We start from the raw sequence: 14,023 nt of genomic DNA on the forward strand, positions 1-14,023 counted from the left end.
TGGCTGGAATAGAGGGTAGAACAAGACGCATGAAAGTGATGCGCCTTGTTCGTTTGCTTATTAATGGATCGATTTTTGATAATTGACGGTAAAGTCATTCAAAGTAGATAGCGCGGCAGGCAAGTCTTCGATTTTTTCAAGGCTAAACGCATTAACGCCGACCCGCGATAAATAAAATACCTGATCCGGCATGAAGTGGCCGGTTGCCCTGATTTCACCTTGATAATTGTAACGGCCTCTGAGCAGCCAGGCATGAGAAAAAATGCGGCCATCGGCAAAGGCGGGAAAATCCAGCTCGATTAACGGGATGTCTTTTAAATCAGCCGCGATGTCTTCAACCGAATCGGCGGGGCCGATTCGGACGCCTATCTTGCTGGTAGACTTAAGCAATTGTTGTTTGTCTTTTTTCCAGCGGGCGAGTGAAACGCTGATGTCTCCGTCTTTTAATTCAGCATCATCGGCAACATAACTCCAACTGTCGTCAATAATCTGTTTGTCTTTAATTATTTGCATAGACTTGCTCTTTGAATGGGTTGATGCCGACGCGTTTTATCATATTCAGAAAGGACTCGTCATCCAGGCGATGTTTGATATAGACATCCAGTATGGTGGTGATGGCTTGGGTGACTTGGTCTTTGGCAACCGCAGGTCCAAGGCGTTCGCCGATAGCTGCCTCGTTTTCCGAGGAGCCGCCCAGGGTCAGCTGATACCATTCAGCGCCTTTCTTATCGACGCCCAGTATCCCGATATGTCCTACGCTTTGGTGCGCGCAGCCGTTCATGCAGCCGGACATGTTGATTTTTATCTCGCCTATATCGTGAATGTAGTCCAGATCGTCAAGCGCTTCATTGATTTCTTTGGCTATACCGATAGATCCTGCATTGGCAAGCGAGCAAAAATCGAGGCCGGGGCAACAAATCATATCGGTTGCGGTGCCGATATTGGCTGTGGCCAGTTTCAGTGTATCGAGCTGTTGCCACAGCGAGTATAGATCTGCCTGTTTGATATCGGCAAGAATCAGGTTTTGTCGGTGCGTACTTCTGATTTCACCAAAGCTGTAAAGGTCTGCCAAGTCTGCAACAGCGTCAAGCTGCGTATCGGTCATGTCGCCTGGAGGTGAGTCCGGCGCTTTTAGCGATAGGAATGCCGCGCGGTAGCCGGGTACTTTGTGATCGGCGGTATTGTATTTAACCCAGGTGGCAAACGCCTTGTTTTCGAGTTGATGCTGTGCAAAGCGGGTGTCTTGTGCGGCATCTGTCTCGTAGGCAGGTGGAGCAAATTGAGCTTTTACGGTGGTTATATAATCGGAGTCTAGCTCCAGCTTATCCCGAATTAGCCGCCATTCTTTTTCAACCAATTCGGAGAATTTCTCCAGGCCGGATTCTTTGACCAGAATTTTAATACGCGCCTTGTATTTGTTATCACGACGTCCGAACAGATTGTAAATCCGCAGTATGGCTTCCAGATAAGACAATAGATGTTTCTTTTCCAGATAGGGCTTGATGACTTGGCCTATGACCGGGGTGCGTCCCAAGCCGCCACCGACGAGCACCCTAAAACCGGTTTCTCCGGCATCATTGTTAACCAGATGCAGACCGATGTCATGAAATTGGGTGGCTGCCCGATCAAGCTTGGCGCCGCTGACGGCAATCTTGAATTTGCGCGGCAAGTAGGCGAACTCGGGATGCAGGGTAGTCCATTGGCGGATAATTTCGCAATAAGGACGGGGATCTTCAATCTCATCAATACAAACACCGGCCAAATGATCCGATGAGGTATTTCTCAGGCAATTGCCGCTGGTTTGAATGGCATGCATCTGGACTTCGGCCAATTCTTCAAGAATATCGGGAATTTTTTCCAGTTGAGGCCAGTTAAACTGGACGTTTTGCCGGGTGGTAAAGTGACAGTAGTTTTTGTCGTAGGTACGGGCAATATGAGCCAGTTTACGAAACTGTCTGGCGTTAAGCAGGCCATAAGGACCGGCAATTCGCAACATCGGGGCGTGAGTTTGAATATAGACGCCATTCATTAAGCGCAATGCGCGAAATTGGTCGTCTGAGATTTCGCCTTTTAAAAAGCTTTCCATTTGCCTTCTAAATTGGGCTACCCGTTGATCAACGAGTGTCTGGTCGGTGTCGTTATACTGATACATAAATGAGCGCTTAAAGTCTGTCCAGGCGAGTAATTACGGCTAATAATCATATACTGTAGGTCATAAAATGACAAAGGTTATTGTATGGTGCTAATATTGGCGGCTGAATTTTTGGGGTTTTGGTTATTTTTTTGAATAAAAGCAAGGGGGTTATTTTGGTTCGGTCATTGTTTGTCTTGTTGTCTCTATTGCTGTTGCCTGAAATGGCGATGGCGGGCGGTTTTGAAAGTCTCGGTCTGACGGGAACGGAGCGGGGTATTTATACGGTTCTGATCTTTATTATTGCCTATGGCTTTGTGATGACCGAGGAGTTTACCCATCTGCGTAAGTCCAAGCCGGTTATTTTGGCGGCCGGTATTATTTGGGCAAATGCTGCCGTGTTAGCGACTCAAGCGGGTGTTTCCGTCGAGGACATGCATGAGGCTTTCGAATACAATTTGAAAGAATATGCGGAGTTAATGTTATTCCTGCTGGTTGCGATGACTTATATCAATTCAATGGCTGAACGTAACGTGTTTGAGGCGTTGCGTTCCTGGTTGGTAAGAAAGCAACTGGGTTATCGCAAGTTGTTTTTGATTACCGGTGTCATTACTTTCTTCCTGTCCGCAGTAGCGGATAACTTGACGGCGGCCTTATTGGTCGGCGCAGTAGTGATGGCCGTGGGCGCGGAGAATCCGAAGTTTATCAGTATCGGTTTGGTTAATTTAGTGGTTGCAGCTAATGCGGGTGGGGCGTTTTGTCCATTTGGCGATATTACAACGCTAATGGTGTGGCAGGCTGAGTATGCCGAGTTCTTTGATTTCTTTAAGCTGTTTATTCCATCGGTTGTGAATTACGCGATACCTGCAGGGATAATGTATTTTGCCGTGCCCGATGAGCAGCCTAAAGTCTCTACTGAAACTGCGGTGCAGTTAAAACCGGGCGCAATTCAAGTTTGTGTGTTGTTTTTGCTGACTATCGTTACGGCAGTAAGCTTTAAACAAGTCCTGCATCTGCCACCATTTATGGGCATGATGGTCGGTCTTTCTGTGCTGATGCTTTACGGCTATCGTTTAAAGACAGTTTTTCGCGTTGAAGGCGGTGATCATTTCGATATTTTCGACAAAGTGCGTCATGCCGAATGGGACACCTTGTTGTTTTTCTTTGGCGTGGTATTTGCGGTCGGTGGTTTAGGTTATATCGGCTATCTTGAGCTGCTGTCCGGTGCGATGTATGATGGTTTAGGTGCGACAACGGCGAATATCTTAGTGGGTGTCATCTCGGCGGTTGTTGATAACATCCCTGTTATGTTTGCAGTGCTGAATATGAATCTGGATATGGACTTATATCAGTGGCTGTTGGTGACGTTAACAGCGGGTGTTGGTGGTTCAATGCTATCAGTGGGCTCGGCTGCGGGTGTCGCATTAATGGGTCAGTCTGACCATAAATATACATTTTTCAGTCATTTGAAATGGACGCCTGCAATTGCTGGCGGTTACGCGGCGAGCATTCTCACTCATTATCTGGTTAATGGTTGATAATTTGAATATACACCGCGCTTTCTGTGCGGTGTTCTCAGTTGCATCGCTGTTTCAGTTGCGATTCATTCTTTCTCGTTTATGGGATTGTGCCTTCGGCATAATCCGCGGGTATGTGGTGGGTTCACCTATTCCAGTAGCGCCAAAAACAGGCGCCTTAGATGATATATCTGTACGTTTGTCAGGTCAGGCTAATGGCTAAAGATAAAAGATGGCGGTCAGCCTTTTCAATATATGCTCAGCCCCGAGTCCGGAGTATGGTCTTTCTTGGTTTCTCGGCCGGACTTCCTTTTTTATTGGTTTTTTCGACATTATCAGCCTGGTTGCGGGATGAAGGCGTGGAAAGATCAGTTATAGGATTTTTCAGCTGGGTCGGGGTTACCTATTCAATAAAGGTTTTCTGGGCTCCCGTTATTGACAGGCTACCGCTGCCATTGCTAACTAAATGGATGGGCAAGAGGCGTAGTTGGATGTTGCTTGCGCAGTTGGGGATTGTTGTCGGTCTGATGGGTATGGGAAGTTCGGATTCGCATACTCAATTGCAACAGATTGCCCTGTTATCTGTCTGGGTGGCATTTTGTTCGGCTACCCAAGATGTTGTTATCGATGCTTATCGAATTGAATCTGTAAATCCTGAATATCAGGGCGCTATGGCAGCGACCTACGTGCTGGGGTATCGGATTGCTTTATTGATGGCAGGAGCGGGTGCTTTTTATATCGCGGATTATGCCAGTTGGAAAGTGGCTTATTTTGTGATGGCATCGGCTATGGTTGTAGGGCTGATAGCGACGCTTTGCCTTAAAGAGCCGGAGCATAAGCCTGCTGATGTGACGAAGTTACGCGAGAATGCAGCTGTTAAGGGTCAAAATATTTGGCAGCGATTTTTGACAGGTTTTATGGGCGCAGTATTGAGCCCGTTTATGGAGTTTTTTAATCGCAATGGTAAAGTTGGTTTATTGATTTTGATGCTTATTGCCGTTTATAAAATGAGCGACATCACCATGGGAGTTATGGCGAATCCGTTTTACCTTGATTTGGGTTTTAGTAAGAAAGATATTGCTGATATTAGCAAGGTCTTTGGTTTTTTTATGACTATTGTTGGTGCGGCAGTGGGTGGGGTGCTGGTTGTTAGGTACGGAATTATGCGTCCTTTACTGCTTGGAGCGTTAATGGTGGCGGGGACTAATCTACTATTTGCCGTTTTGGCAGTCAGTGAGCCGAGTCTTTTATTGCTGTCCGGCGTTATCAGCGCAGATAATTTAAGTGGAGGTATAGCAACATCGGTATTCATTGCTTATCTATCCAGTTTAACTAGTACTGCGTACACCGCAACGCAATATGCGTTGTTCAGTTCACTGATGACTTTACCTGCTCAGTTATTGGGGGGATTTTCCGGAGTGGTTGTAGATAGTTACGGCTACACTGTTTTTTTTATTTATGCGTCAACAGTCGGATTGCCGGCAATAGTGCTGGTACTTTTATTGATGCGCTATCAAGGTCGGGTTAAAGCAAATAATCATAATCCAGAATAAGTGGAGCGTGATCGGAAAAACGTTCATCTTTATAGATGGATACTGCTGTTACTTTATCTTTAAGAGCATTGCTGATTATTTGGTAATCAATGCGCCAGCCGACGTTTTTTGCCAAAGATTGGCCTCTGTTTGACTACCAAGTGTATTGCTCGGCTTCTTTATTAATAAGTCTGAACGCGTCGCTCCAAATGATCATCTGTAAATAATTGGTCCAGCCACGCTCTTTCTTCAGGTGAAAATCCCGAGTTCTTTTGGTTTCCACGTCAGTTTTTTAAGTCAATTTCTTTGTGGGCAATGTTTCAATCGCCACATATTATATAGTTACGGCCATTTTGTGAGCATTCTTGTAAATAAGGAGTGAACTTCTCCATGAATCTAAACTTGAAGGCTTGTCGTTCATCTCCAGACGAGTCGGAAGGTAAATAAAGCGAGATAATGCTTAAATTGCCAAATTGAGCCTCAATAAAGCGATGATCCTTTACGTCGACATATTGTCAGCCTATGCCGCTAATGTTTTTGCAATATAGAGCACTGCTCCACTATAGCCTTTATAGCCTTTTTTTACTGCATCATGGTAAAAACAATGATAGCTGGAGGAAAAAAAGGGGCAGAATGAAGCTGATGTAACTGAGCTTTTGTTTCTTGTATGCAAATAATGTCAGCGTTTTGTTGTTGCATCCAAGTGAAGAAACCTTTGCGTTCTGCGGAGCGGATGCCATTTGCATTTAAAGTAATAATGCGCATAAATATAAATTGAGTTGCGAACTTTTAATGAAATACGTATTATACGGGGTTCTTTAATAAAGTATGTAGCCCGTTTCGGGTAATGTGAAAGTGATATGAAACCAGAAATTCATCCAGAATATAAGCAAATTACTGTGACCTGCGGTTGCGGTAATAAATTTGAGACAGGTTCTGTATTGGGTAAGGATTTGCAGGTTGAGGTTTGTTCTTCATGCCATCCTTTTTATACAGGAAAACAGCGTGTTGTTGATACAGCGGGTCGTGTTGATAAATTCCGTAAAAGATACGGAAAGTAAATTTTTGTGGGTTTTTGCTTGGATGGTTGATCCCGGCATACCGCAAGAATATTAGTTAAGCTGAAAAAAATATAGCAAATAAAGAAATTGGGTTTGCGTGAGTAGGTGAAAAAGACACGTTAAGCGTTTTTATTTTGCACGGCACCCATAAAGCAAAAAGCCAGTACAACATGTTGTACTGGCTTTTTGCTTTATGGGTGCTTGCTTTGGACGATGCCGCCTAAATTGTTAGGCAGTTAAGGTCGCTTCGCTATGTTTTCCTAAATAGAATCCAAGCCGGACAATCCTTCAACGGACCAGTTGGCAAAATCAAGAGAGCCTTCGTCGTTGTCGCCGTTTTTATAGTTAATACGGCAGGCATATTTTTTGGTGATTGTGCTTGCAGTGGGGCTAGTGATATCAATCTCGGCGTTAATAACATATTGGTAATTCCCTAGGCTCCATGCATTAAGAGGCTTATCGGCAAAACTTACCGATACATCGGATCCAAGCTTAGACTTGATATAATTATTACAATGCATAAAAGCGATCTCTGATAGCGGAGTGGATATGGGTAATTGGCTTCCTTGATCTTTACTGTCAACAAGGAATAAATCGGATTGGATTACCTTGTAAACGAAAGGCATGATAACTTTATGTTGAAATAAAATTAGAGCTACCAAGCTGACGATAAAAATTAAGATGGAGTATTTCTTCATGGGATTAAGTTGGCTAAGTTGGAAAAAATCAAAATTAATTTTAGCAGGAATCAGTGTCTTAAGTGTATAGGAATTTAGCAGGTAAAGCTTGGGTTCAAAGAAATGTATTGAGTGCTAGTTTTTGACTTGACAAGGCTAATCGAACTGGTAGACTGACTGCTCACTAAATTGACTTGGTGTTACTGGGTACTTAAGTTTTTTAAGTCCGGGTGAGAAAATGGAGTTGTAACTATAGCCCCTGGCCATAACCAGCTGGGGATTTTATAATTTTAGGAGGTAGAAATGGCAGCTACAACTGAATCAGTGCGAGCTGATGCTGCGGAAGCACCGCTTTTAAATAAAAGAAATATGTTCCTTGGAGCAACGCTGTATGTAGTGTTCTATGGTTGGGTTCGTTGGTATGAAGGAGTCTATGGCTGGTCAGCTGGTCTGGATTCATTTGCACCTGAATTCGAAACATATTGGATGAACTTTCTTTATATCGAGTTTGTTTTGGAAGTAATAACCGCAGGTCTTTTGTGGGGTTACTTGTGGAAAAGCCGTGATCGTAAAGTAATGTCAATCACACCAAGAGAAGAGTTAAGAAGACACATGACTCATTGGACTTGGTTGGTAATGTATGGCATCGCTATTTATTACGGCGCTAGCTACTTTACAGAGCAAGATGGAACATGGCATCAAACTATCGTTCGTGATACTGACTTTACACCAAGTCACATCATCGAATTCTACTTGAGCTATCCTATCTACATCATTACTGGTGGTGCTTGTTTCTTATATGCAAAAACAAGACTTCCTACTTACCAGCAAGGTCTGCATCTTCAGTATATGGTTGCAATACTTGGTCCTTTCATGATTCTGCCAAATGTTGGTTTGAATGAGTGGGGTCATACTTTCTGGTTTATGGAAGAGTTGTTTGTGGCTCCTTTACATTATGGCTTCGTATTCTTCGGATGGGCAGCTTTAGGTGTAATGGGTGTTGTGAACACAGAAGTTGCAGCGATTGCTAAACTTCTGAAAAAAGACTTAGCTTAATATAAGTCTTTGGCTGTAATTACTATCTCCCTCCGGCTGTTTCGCTTTTTTTCAGGGCGAAACAGCTAAGGCTGAAGATAGTCATTAATAAAAATAATTTAAATCCTTTAGGAGGTAAGCTAATGAGCGCATCTCAATCAGCTGTACGTTCACGCGCTGAAGCCGTAAAAGTTTCACGCACGTTCGACTGGCTAATTCTGTTTACATTGTTCTTCGTTGTACTTGGTGGTTATCACATTCACTACATGTTAACCGGTGGTGACTGGGATTTCTGGACTGACTGGAAAGATAGGCGTCTATGGGTAACCGTAGCGCCAATCGTTTCAATTACTTTCCCAGCAGCTGTTCAAGCTGTGATGTGGTGGCGTTACCGTTTGCCTTTCGGTGCGGTAATGTGTATCTTAGGTCTGCTCTTAGGTGAGTGGGTTAACAGATATTTGAATTTCTGGGGTTGGACTTACTTCCCAGTAAATTTCTGCTTCCCATCAAACTTGATGCCAGGTGCAATTGTACTTGACGTTGTGTTGATGCTGTCAGGTAGTATGACAGTAACAGCAGTACTGGGCGGTATGGCTTGGGGTCTTTTATTCTACCCTGGCAACTGGCCAATTATTGCTCCATTACATGTTCCTGTTGAATATAATGGCATGATGATGACACTAGCTGATTTACAAGGTTACCATTACGTAAGAACTGGTACACCTGAGTATATCAGAATGGTCGAAAAAGGTACATTAAGAACTTTCGGTAAAGACGTTGCTCCAGTATCAGCGTTCTTCTCAGCTTTCGTGAGTATTTTGATTTACTTCTTGTGGCATTTCTTCGGTAAATGGTTCGGTGGTACTTCATTCACCCAGAGCGCGTAAGCACTCGGTTGTAGGAAAACACACAAAAAGACTGATGTTACCAACAATATATGCTGTTGACATCAGATACTCTGAAAACTATAGATTCTCTATTATAGAGGAGGATATATGAAATTAATTAAAGACAAGGTTGCTAAATTATCCTTTGTCGCACTGCTGGTAACTGTTACAGCAGCGATGTTTTACACACCAACTGCATCTGCTCATGGTGAAAAGTCGCAAGCCGCATTTATGCGTATGCGTACAATTCACTGGTTTGACCTGAACTGGTCAAAAGATACTGTGCCTGTGAATGATACTATGACGATTTCTGGTAAATTCCACGTTTTCGCGGGATGGCCTGAAACTGTTGATAAACCAGAAGTGTCTTTCTTGAACATTGGTATTCCAGGACCTGTTTTTATTCGTCAAGGTTCATGGATCGGTGGTCAATTGGTTCCTCGTTCAGTTTCTCTTGAACTGGGTGAGACTTATGAGTTTAAAGTATTGTTGAAAGCACGTCGTCCAGGCGATTGGCACATTCACACTATGATGAACGTTCAAGGTGGTGGTCCAATCATTGGTCCAGGTAAATGGGTAACTGTTACTGGTTCAATGGGCACATTCGTTAATCCAGTTACTACGTTGCTAGGCGACACTATCGATTTAGAAACATATAACTTGGGTAACGTTTACTTCTGGCACGCTTTTTGGTACGCATTAGGTTTGGCTTGGTTGGCATATTGGGTTCGTAAGCCTGTATTCGTTCCTCGTTACCTTGCAGTTGAAGCCGGTAAAGCAGACTCTTTGATCAGTGCTACTGATAGAAAAGTTGCTATGGGTTTTGCGGCGGCTACTATCGGTATTGTCGCTTTTGGTATGAGCAGCACAAATGCAGCTTATCCAGTAACAACTCCATTGCAAGCCGGTTTGATCCGTGGCATGAAGACTCTTGAAATGCCTGCAAGAACTGTTAACGTTAAAGTTGAAGATGCAACTTATCGTGTGCCAGGTCGTGCTATGCAAATGACATTGACTATCACTAACAATGGTGATTCAGCAGTGCGTTTGGGTGAGTTTAATACTGCTGGTGTTCGTTTCTTAGATCCTGCTGTACATGAAGATGAAACAGGCTATCCAGATGACTTGTTGGCTGAAGAAGGTTTGACTGTTAGTGATAACAGCCCAATCGCTCCAGGTACTTCAAGAACTGTGCAAGTAACTGCTTCTGACGCTGCTTGGGAAGTTTACCGTTTAGCTGACTTGATCTATGATCCAGACAGCCGTTTTGCTGGTTTGTTATTCTTCTTTGATGAAGCTGGCGACCGTCAAATGGTTACTGTAGACGCTCCATTAATTCCATCTTTCATTTAATGAAATAATTAGCTGATAATTTCGGCTATCAGCTAAGGGATTGAGAGGACCCTCGCTACCAATAGGTAGCGGGGGTTTTTTTTGGATGAATTTTAAACCTAGAGCATTTCTTCGTTAGCCAGAAGCATAGTCCGATTTTTTAAAATAATTCAGGTATTCACCGGCGCGGAAATGATCCATGATCTGGCCGATCGCTCTGCCAGAGCTTGTCGCAACTTCGTTCAGCCGACTTGCGTAACAGTGCGTCCGGTTTGGCAAACACCTGTTCAATCGGATTCAGGCCAGGACTATAAACAGGCAGATATTTAAGCGTCGCGCCTCTGGCTTCAATCAGCTCCTTATCGTCCGCTGCTTTATGGGCCGGGAAGATTGTCGCAGATGACGATATCACTGGGTCTTAATGTGAGACCCAACTGCGAGTGTAAATACTCTTTGAAAGCTTCGCCATTCATGGCCTGACTCAAGCGCCAGGGCGCCGTGAGTTGGTCCGCCCGCAAGCCGGCAATAAAAGTCAGCGTCTGCCAATGCCGGCGGGGGGTATCTACGCGACAGGCACCGGCTAAAACACGTCCATAGCGATCATGTCGGTCGCGAGGCACTGGTTTCGTCCAGAAATACCTGCATGTACCGTTCTGCGAGAGTGTGGGGGAAGTTCCTGCGGTCTCTATTCACCATCGATTACATTGGTGCTTAGATGTGATGTTTCGTGAGGATGAAAGTCGAATTCGCAAGGGCAATGCGCCTGCTATTATGACGACCATTCGACATATCTGTCTAAATAATTTTCAAAAGTAAGTGTCAAAGCTTAGCAGCAAAAAACAGTGCTATAGGTCTGCATTGAACGATGACTTACGCATTTGACTGAATGTTTTAATGCGTTTGCCCTGTGTCCATCCAGATCCGATTTTCTATTTCTTTTATTCCTATTTCTTCAAAAAAACCAGAGTAAAGCTTGCGTTAACCAATATAACGAATATTTCTTGATTTCAGAGCTGTTTACTGATATTACGCAGGCGTTCAAAAGAATCAATGGTTGTAGCGAATTCAAAAAATTGTAACTCATTGATTCTAGATGATGAGTGCGTAACATCAGCTGTTAATATGTTTCTTGCAGTTTTTTTTACAATTGATTTTGAAAAGCGCAGTATTATGATATTCAAATACTTCTTTGATGGTTTTTCAGTGGGAATAAGTATATCTTCAAAGGAGATATTTTTTGTTTAGGGAATTAATTTTCTGAAAGTTTATATTAAAAAAATGGCCTGAAAAGTAAATATTTTCCAGGCCATTGAGGCGGGGCATCTACTGGAAGGTGTAATTCTTTGAGAGAGGCGCTATCCAGTAGCCAATAAGGTTTTAATGGGTTATGTCAGGTTCAACCGTGACGACTTTTAAAGCGTTGGTTCCGCCCGGTATTCCTTCCAGATCGCCTTGAGTGATGATAAATGTGTCACCAACCTCAGCTACGCCACGCCTTTTTAATTCAGCTAGGATCGCTCGGTTGACTTCAACATGATCACTAAGGTCATGGATGAAAAGTACCGGAAAAACGCCGCGGTATAAGGTGACCTTGCCTAGCGTTTCTTTATTAGGGCTGAGCGCAAAAATCGGAATACCTGAGCTGATTCTGGACATCCATAATGGTGTTGAGCCTGATTCGGTCAAGGCAGCAATGCCATTGATTTTGGAGTGGTTGGCTAAATACATTGCAGACATTGCAATGGCTTCGTCGACGCGATCAAACTGGAGGTCAACGCGATGTCTTGAAACGCGAACTTTGGCCTGTTTTTCCGCTTCAACGCAAACGCGATGCATGGCTTCAATGGCTTTAATCGGGTATTTGCCGGATGCCGTCTCTGCCGATAACATGATGACATCGGTGCCGTCATAAACTGCATTAGCAACATCAAAAACTTCAGCACGAGTCGGAATCGGGTTATCAATCATTGATTCCATCATTTGCGTAGCGGTAATCGCAACACGATTCAGCGACCGAGTACGATTAATCAACATTTTTTGCACGGCAGGCAGGTTGGCATCACCAATTTCGACGCCAAGATCACCGCGAGCAACCATGACGGCATCTGATGCCAAAATGATTTCGTCAATAACATCCAGGGCTTCAGCCCGTTCAACCTTTGCCACGATGCCTGCATAGCAGCCTGCGGCAACTAACAGGCGACGTGCTTCATGAAGATCTTCAGCGGTGCGTGGAAAAGAAATGGCGACATAATCGCATTTCATTATCGCAATCGTTTTAATATCTTCCTTGTCCTTGTCGGTTAATGCCGCAGCAGAAAGGCCGCCGCCCATCAGGTTGATACCTTTGTTATTCGACAGGTCGCCGCCAACGATAACAATACAGTTAACGCGCATATTTTCAACGTTGACTACATCAAGTACGATACGGCCATCATCCAGTAGCAGCCTGCTTCCCGGCTTAACTTCTAAAGCCAAGGGTTCATAGGTAATGCCTACTTGAGTATTATCGCCAGCCAGTGGATCCAGGTTGATATCCAAAGCAAAATTCTGTCCCTCATTTAAAAATACTTTGGTGTCTTTAAAGCGGGCAATACGAATTTTAGGTCCTTGCAAATCAGCTAAAATACCCACCAGTCTGCCGGTTTTTAAGCTAAGTTCGCGGACAGCGTTGGCTCTGTTGATGTGATCTTGAGCAGAGCCGTGTGAAAAGTTCATGCGAACAAAATCAAGACCCGCTGCAAACATGCCTTCAAGTACGCCGGGCTTGTCTGTAGCGGGACCTAGTGTGGCTAAAATTTTGGTTCTTCTTAACATTATGTGGAAAATCCGTTATTTAGCGTTGACTAAAGCAATTGTCGTGTCCAGCATACGATTTGAGAAGCCCCATTCGTTGTCATACCAAGCTAGAACTTTTACAAAGTTACCATTCATGACTTTGGTCAATGAGGCTTCATAAATTGATGACGCAGGATTGTGATTAAAGTCAATTGAAACCAGTGGCTTGGTGTTGAATTCCAAAATGCCTTTTAATGAGCTTTCAGATGCTGTTTTCAGAATTTGGTCAACTTCTTCTTTGGTGGTATTTCTGCCTGCTTGAAAGGTTAAATCAACAACAGAAACGTTAATAGTCGGCACGCGCATGGCGAAACCGTCCATTTTTCCAACCAATTCAGGCAGTACCAGGCCAACAGCAGCAGCAGCGCCGGTTTTTGTAGGAATCATGGATTGCGTGGCTGAACGAGCGCGGTGTAAATCGCTGTGATAAACGTCAGTTAAAACCTGATCGTTGGTGTAAGAGTGAATGGTGGTCATTAAACCATGTACCACACCAATGGTGTCAAGTAATGGCTTAACTAATGGCGATAAACAGTTGGTTGTGCATGATGCGTTGGAAATAACGGTATCTGAAGCTTTCAGTACATCATGATTTACGCCATAGACGATAGTGGCATCAACATCGTTGCCGCCGGGTGCTGAAATAATAACTTTTTTTGCGCCAGCAGTGATATGAGCTGATGCCTTGGCTTTGCTGGTGAAAAAACCGGTACATTCATGAACGACGTCAATATCCAGCTCTTTCCATGGCAGTTTTGAAGGGTCTCTTTCTGAGAAAACCTTAATCTTATCACCGTTAATGACGATGTAATCGCCATCAACGCTCACTTCGAAAGGGAATTTTCCATGCACTGAATCATACTGAGTCAGGTGAGCATTGGTTGCAGCGTCGCCTAAATCGTTGATTGCAACAATTTGAATTTCATTGGTGCGGCCTGCCTCGTATAATGCGCGAACGATATTACGTCCAATACGACCATAACCATTGATTGCAACTTTAATTGGCATAGATA

Annotated in this window: 13 protein-coding genes and 1 pseudogene; 7 read left to right on the plus strand and 7 right to left on the minus strand. The window is 43.9% G+C overall.

Going from position 1 to position 14,023, the window contains the following annotated elements:
• Nucleotides 1–60: 60 nt before the first annotated feature.
• Nucleotides 61–513, minus strand: coding sequence for a DUF934 domain-containing protein (locus RW114_RS08765; RefSeq protein ID WP_340122373.1), 453 nt, complete (start codon nt 511–513; stop codon nt 61–63).
• Nucleotides 500–2,152: a nitrite/sulfite reductase gene (locus RW114_RS08770; protein WP_340122374.1), complete on the minus strand. Its 1,653-nt coding sequence runs from the start codon at nt 2,150–2,152 to the stop codon at nt 500–502. The genes RW114_RS08765 and RW114_RS08770 overlap by 14 nt, the downstream gene beginning before the upstream one ends.
• Nucleotides 2,153–2,355: 203 nt before the next feature.
• Here RW114_RS08770 and nhaD point away from each other — a divergent pair, with 203 nt between their 5' ends.
• Together nhaD and RW114_RS08780 are read left to right on the plus strand one after the other, a co-directional pair.
• Nucleotides 2,356–3,669: a sodium:proton antiporter NhaD gene (gene nhaD / locus RW114_RS08775; protein ID WP_422614799.1), complete on the plus strand. Its 1,314-nt coding sequence runs from the start codon at nt 2,356–2,358 to the stop codon at nt 3,667–3,669.
• Nucleotides 3,670–3,863: 194 nt separating this feature from the next.
• Nucleotides 3,864–5,201, plus strand: coding sequence for an AmpG family muropeptide MFS transporter (locus RW114_RS08780; protein WP_340122375.1), 1,338 nt, complete (start codon nt 3,864–3,866; stop codon nt 5,199–5,201).
• A gap of 561 nt (nt 5,202–5,762) precedes the next feature.
• Here the strand turns inward: RW114_RS08780 and RW114_RS08785 are convergent.
• Nucleotides 5,763–5,945 carry an endonuclease/exonuclease/phosphatase family protein gene (locus RW114_RS08785; protein WP_340122376.1) on the minus strand — a complete coding sequence of 61 codons (183 nt, stop codon included), beginning with the start codon at nt 5,943–5,945 and terminating at the stop codon, nt 5,763–5,765.
• A 95-nt stretch (nt 5,946–6,040) separates the two neighbouring features.
• On the opposite strand from RW114_RS08785, the gene rpmE reads away from it, so the two are divergent.
• Nucleotides 6,041–6,241: a 50S ribosomal protein L31 gene (gene rpmE, locus RW114_RS08790; RefSeq protein WP_340122377.1), complete on the plus strand. Its 201-nt coding sequence runs from the start codon at nt 6,041–6,043 to the stop codon at nt 6,239–6,241.
• Between the two features lie 260 nt (nt 6,242–6,501).
• Here rpmE and RW114_RS08795 read toward each other — a convergent pair whose 3' ends face one another.
• On the minus strand, nt 6,502–6,939 hold the full coding sequence (locus RW114_RS08795) for a hypothetical protein (RefSeq protein ID WP_340122378.1): 438 nt from the start codon (nt 6,937–6,939) through the stop codon (nt 6,502–6,504).
• A gap of 282 nt (nt 6,940–7,221) precedes the next feature.
• Here RW114_RS08795 and amoC point away from each other — a divergent pair, with 282 nt between their 5' ends.
• The 3 genes from amoC to amoB all read left to right on the plus strand — a co-directional run bounded on the left by amoC (nt 7,222) and on the right by amoB (nt 10,193).
• Complete coding sequence (gene amoC, locus RW114_RS08800) at nt 7,222–7,974, plus strand: bacterial ammonia monooxygenase, subunit AmoC (RefSeq protein ID WP_340122379.1); 753 nt, start codon at nt 7,222–7,224, stop codon at nt 7,972–7,974.
• Nucleotides 7,975–8,096: 122 nt separating this feature from the next.
• Nucleotides 8,097–8,840: a bacterial ammonia monooxygenase, subunit AmoA gene (gene amoA, locus RW114_RS08805; protein WP_340122380.1), complete on the plus strand. Its 744-nt coding sequence runs from the start codon at nt 8,097–8,099 to the stop codon at nt 8,838–8,840.
• A 108-nt stretch (nt 8,841–8,948) separates the two neighbouring features.
• Entirely contained in the window at nt 8,949–10,193 is a 1,245-nt protein-coding gene (gene amoB, locus RW114_RS08810; protein ID WP_340122381.1) for a bacterial ammonia monooxygenase, subunit AmoB, read from the plus strand.
• Nucleotides 10,194–10,350: 157 nt separating this feature from the next.
• Here amoB and RW114_RS08815 read toward each other — a convergent pair whose 3' ends face one another.
• Nucleotides 10,351–10,584 (minus strand): transposase, encoded by a 234-nt coding sequence (locus RW114_RS08815; RefSeq protein ID WP_340122382.1) that lies wholly within the window; start codon nt 10,582–10,584, stop codon nt 10,351–10,353.
• Between the two features lie 275 nt (nt 10,585–10,859).
• Between RW114_RS08815 and RW114_RS08820 the strand changes: the two are divergent.
• A pseudogene (locus RW114_RS08820) lies at nt 10,860–10,973 on the plus strand (ISAs1 family transposase); the annotation flags it as partial.
• A gap of 576 nt (nt 10,974–11,549) precedes the next feature.
• On the opposite strand, the gene pyk reads toward RW114_RS08820, so the two are convergent.
• Complete coding sequence (pyk, locus tag RW114_RS08825; protein ID WP_340122383.1) at nt 11,550–12,989, minus strand: pyruvate kinase; 1,440 nt, start codon at nt 12,987–12,989, stop codon at nt 11,550–11,552.
• A gap of 15 nt (nt 12,990–13,004) precedes the next feature.
• Nucleotides 13,005–14,018, minus strand: a complete 1,014-nt coding sequence (gene gap, locus RW114_RS08830) for a type I glyceraldehyde-3-phosphate dehydrogenase (RefSeq protein ID WP_340122384.1) — start codon at nt 14,016–14,018, stop codon at nt 13,005–13,007.
• Between the last annotated feature and the right edge of the window lie 5 nt (nt 14,019–14,023).

Source organism: Methylobacter svalbardensis (assembly GCF_037671525.1).
GTDB classification, from domain to species: domain Bacteria; phylum Pseudomonadota; class Gammaproteobacteria; order Methylococcales; family Methylomonadaceae; genus Methylobacter_A; species Methylobacter_A svalbardensis.

What these genes read in the sequence shown, in the direction of transcription:
- rpmE (WP_340122377.1), top strand. Translation starts at nt 6,041, where the DNA reads ATGAAACCAGAAATTCATCCAGAATATAAGCAAATTACTGTGACCTGC.
- RW114_RS08795 (WP_340122378.1), bottom strand. Translation starts at nt 6,939, where the DNA reads ATGAAGAAATACTCCATCTTAATTTTTATCGTCAGCTTGGTAGCTCTA.
- RW114_RS08785 (WP_340122376.1), bottom strand. Translation starts at nt 5,945, where the DNA reads ATGCGCATTATTACTTTAAATGCAAATGGCATCCGCTCCGCAGAACGC.
- nhaD (WP_422614799.1), top strand. Translation starts at nt 2,356, where the DNA reads ATGGCGATGGCGGGCGGTTTTGAAAGTCTCGGTCTGACGGGAACGGAG.
- amoC (WP_340122379.1), top strand. Translation starts at nt 7,222, where the DNA reads ATGGCAGCTACAACTGAATCAGTGCGAGCTGATGCTGCGGAAGCACCG.
- RW114_RS08765 (WP_340122373.1), bottom strand. Translation starts at nt 513, where the DNA reads ATGCAAATAATTAAAGACAAACAGATTATTGACGACAGTTGGAGTTAT.
- amoB (WP_340122381.1), top strand. Translation starts at nt 8,949, where the DNA reads ATGAAATTAATTAAAGACAAGGTTGCTAAATTATCCTTTGTCGCACTG.
- gap (WP_340122384.1), bottom strand. Translation starts at nt 14,018, where the DNA reads ATGCCAATTAAAGTTGCAATCAATGGTTATGGTCGTATTGGACGTAAT.
- RW114_RS08780 (WP_340122375.1), top strand. Translation starts at nt 3,864, where the DNA reads ATGGCTAAAGATAAAAGATGGCGGTCAGCCTTTTCAATATATGCTCAG.
- pyk (WP_340122383.1), bottom strand. Translation starts at nt 12,989, where the DNA reads ATGTTAAGAAGAACCAAAATTTTAGCCACACTAGGTCCCGCTACAGAC.
- amoA (WP_340122380.1), top strand. Translation starts at nt 8,097, where the DNA reads ATGAGCGCATCTCAATCAGCTGTACGTTCACGCGCTGAAGCCGTAAAA.
- RW114_RS08770 (WP_340122374.1), bottom strand. Translation starts at nt 2,152, where the DNA reads ATGTATCAGTATAACGACACCGACCAGACACTCGTTGATCAACGGGTA.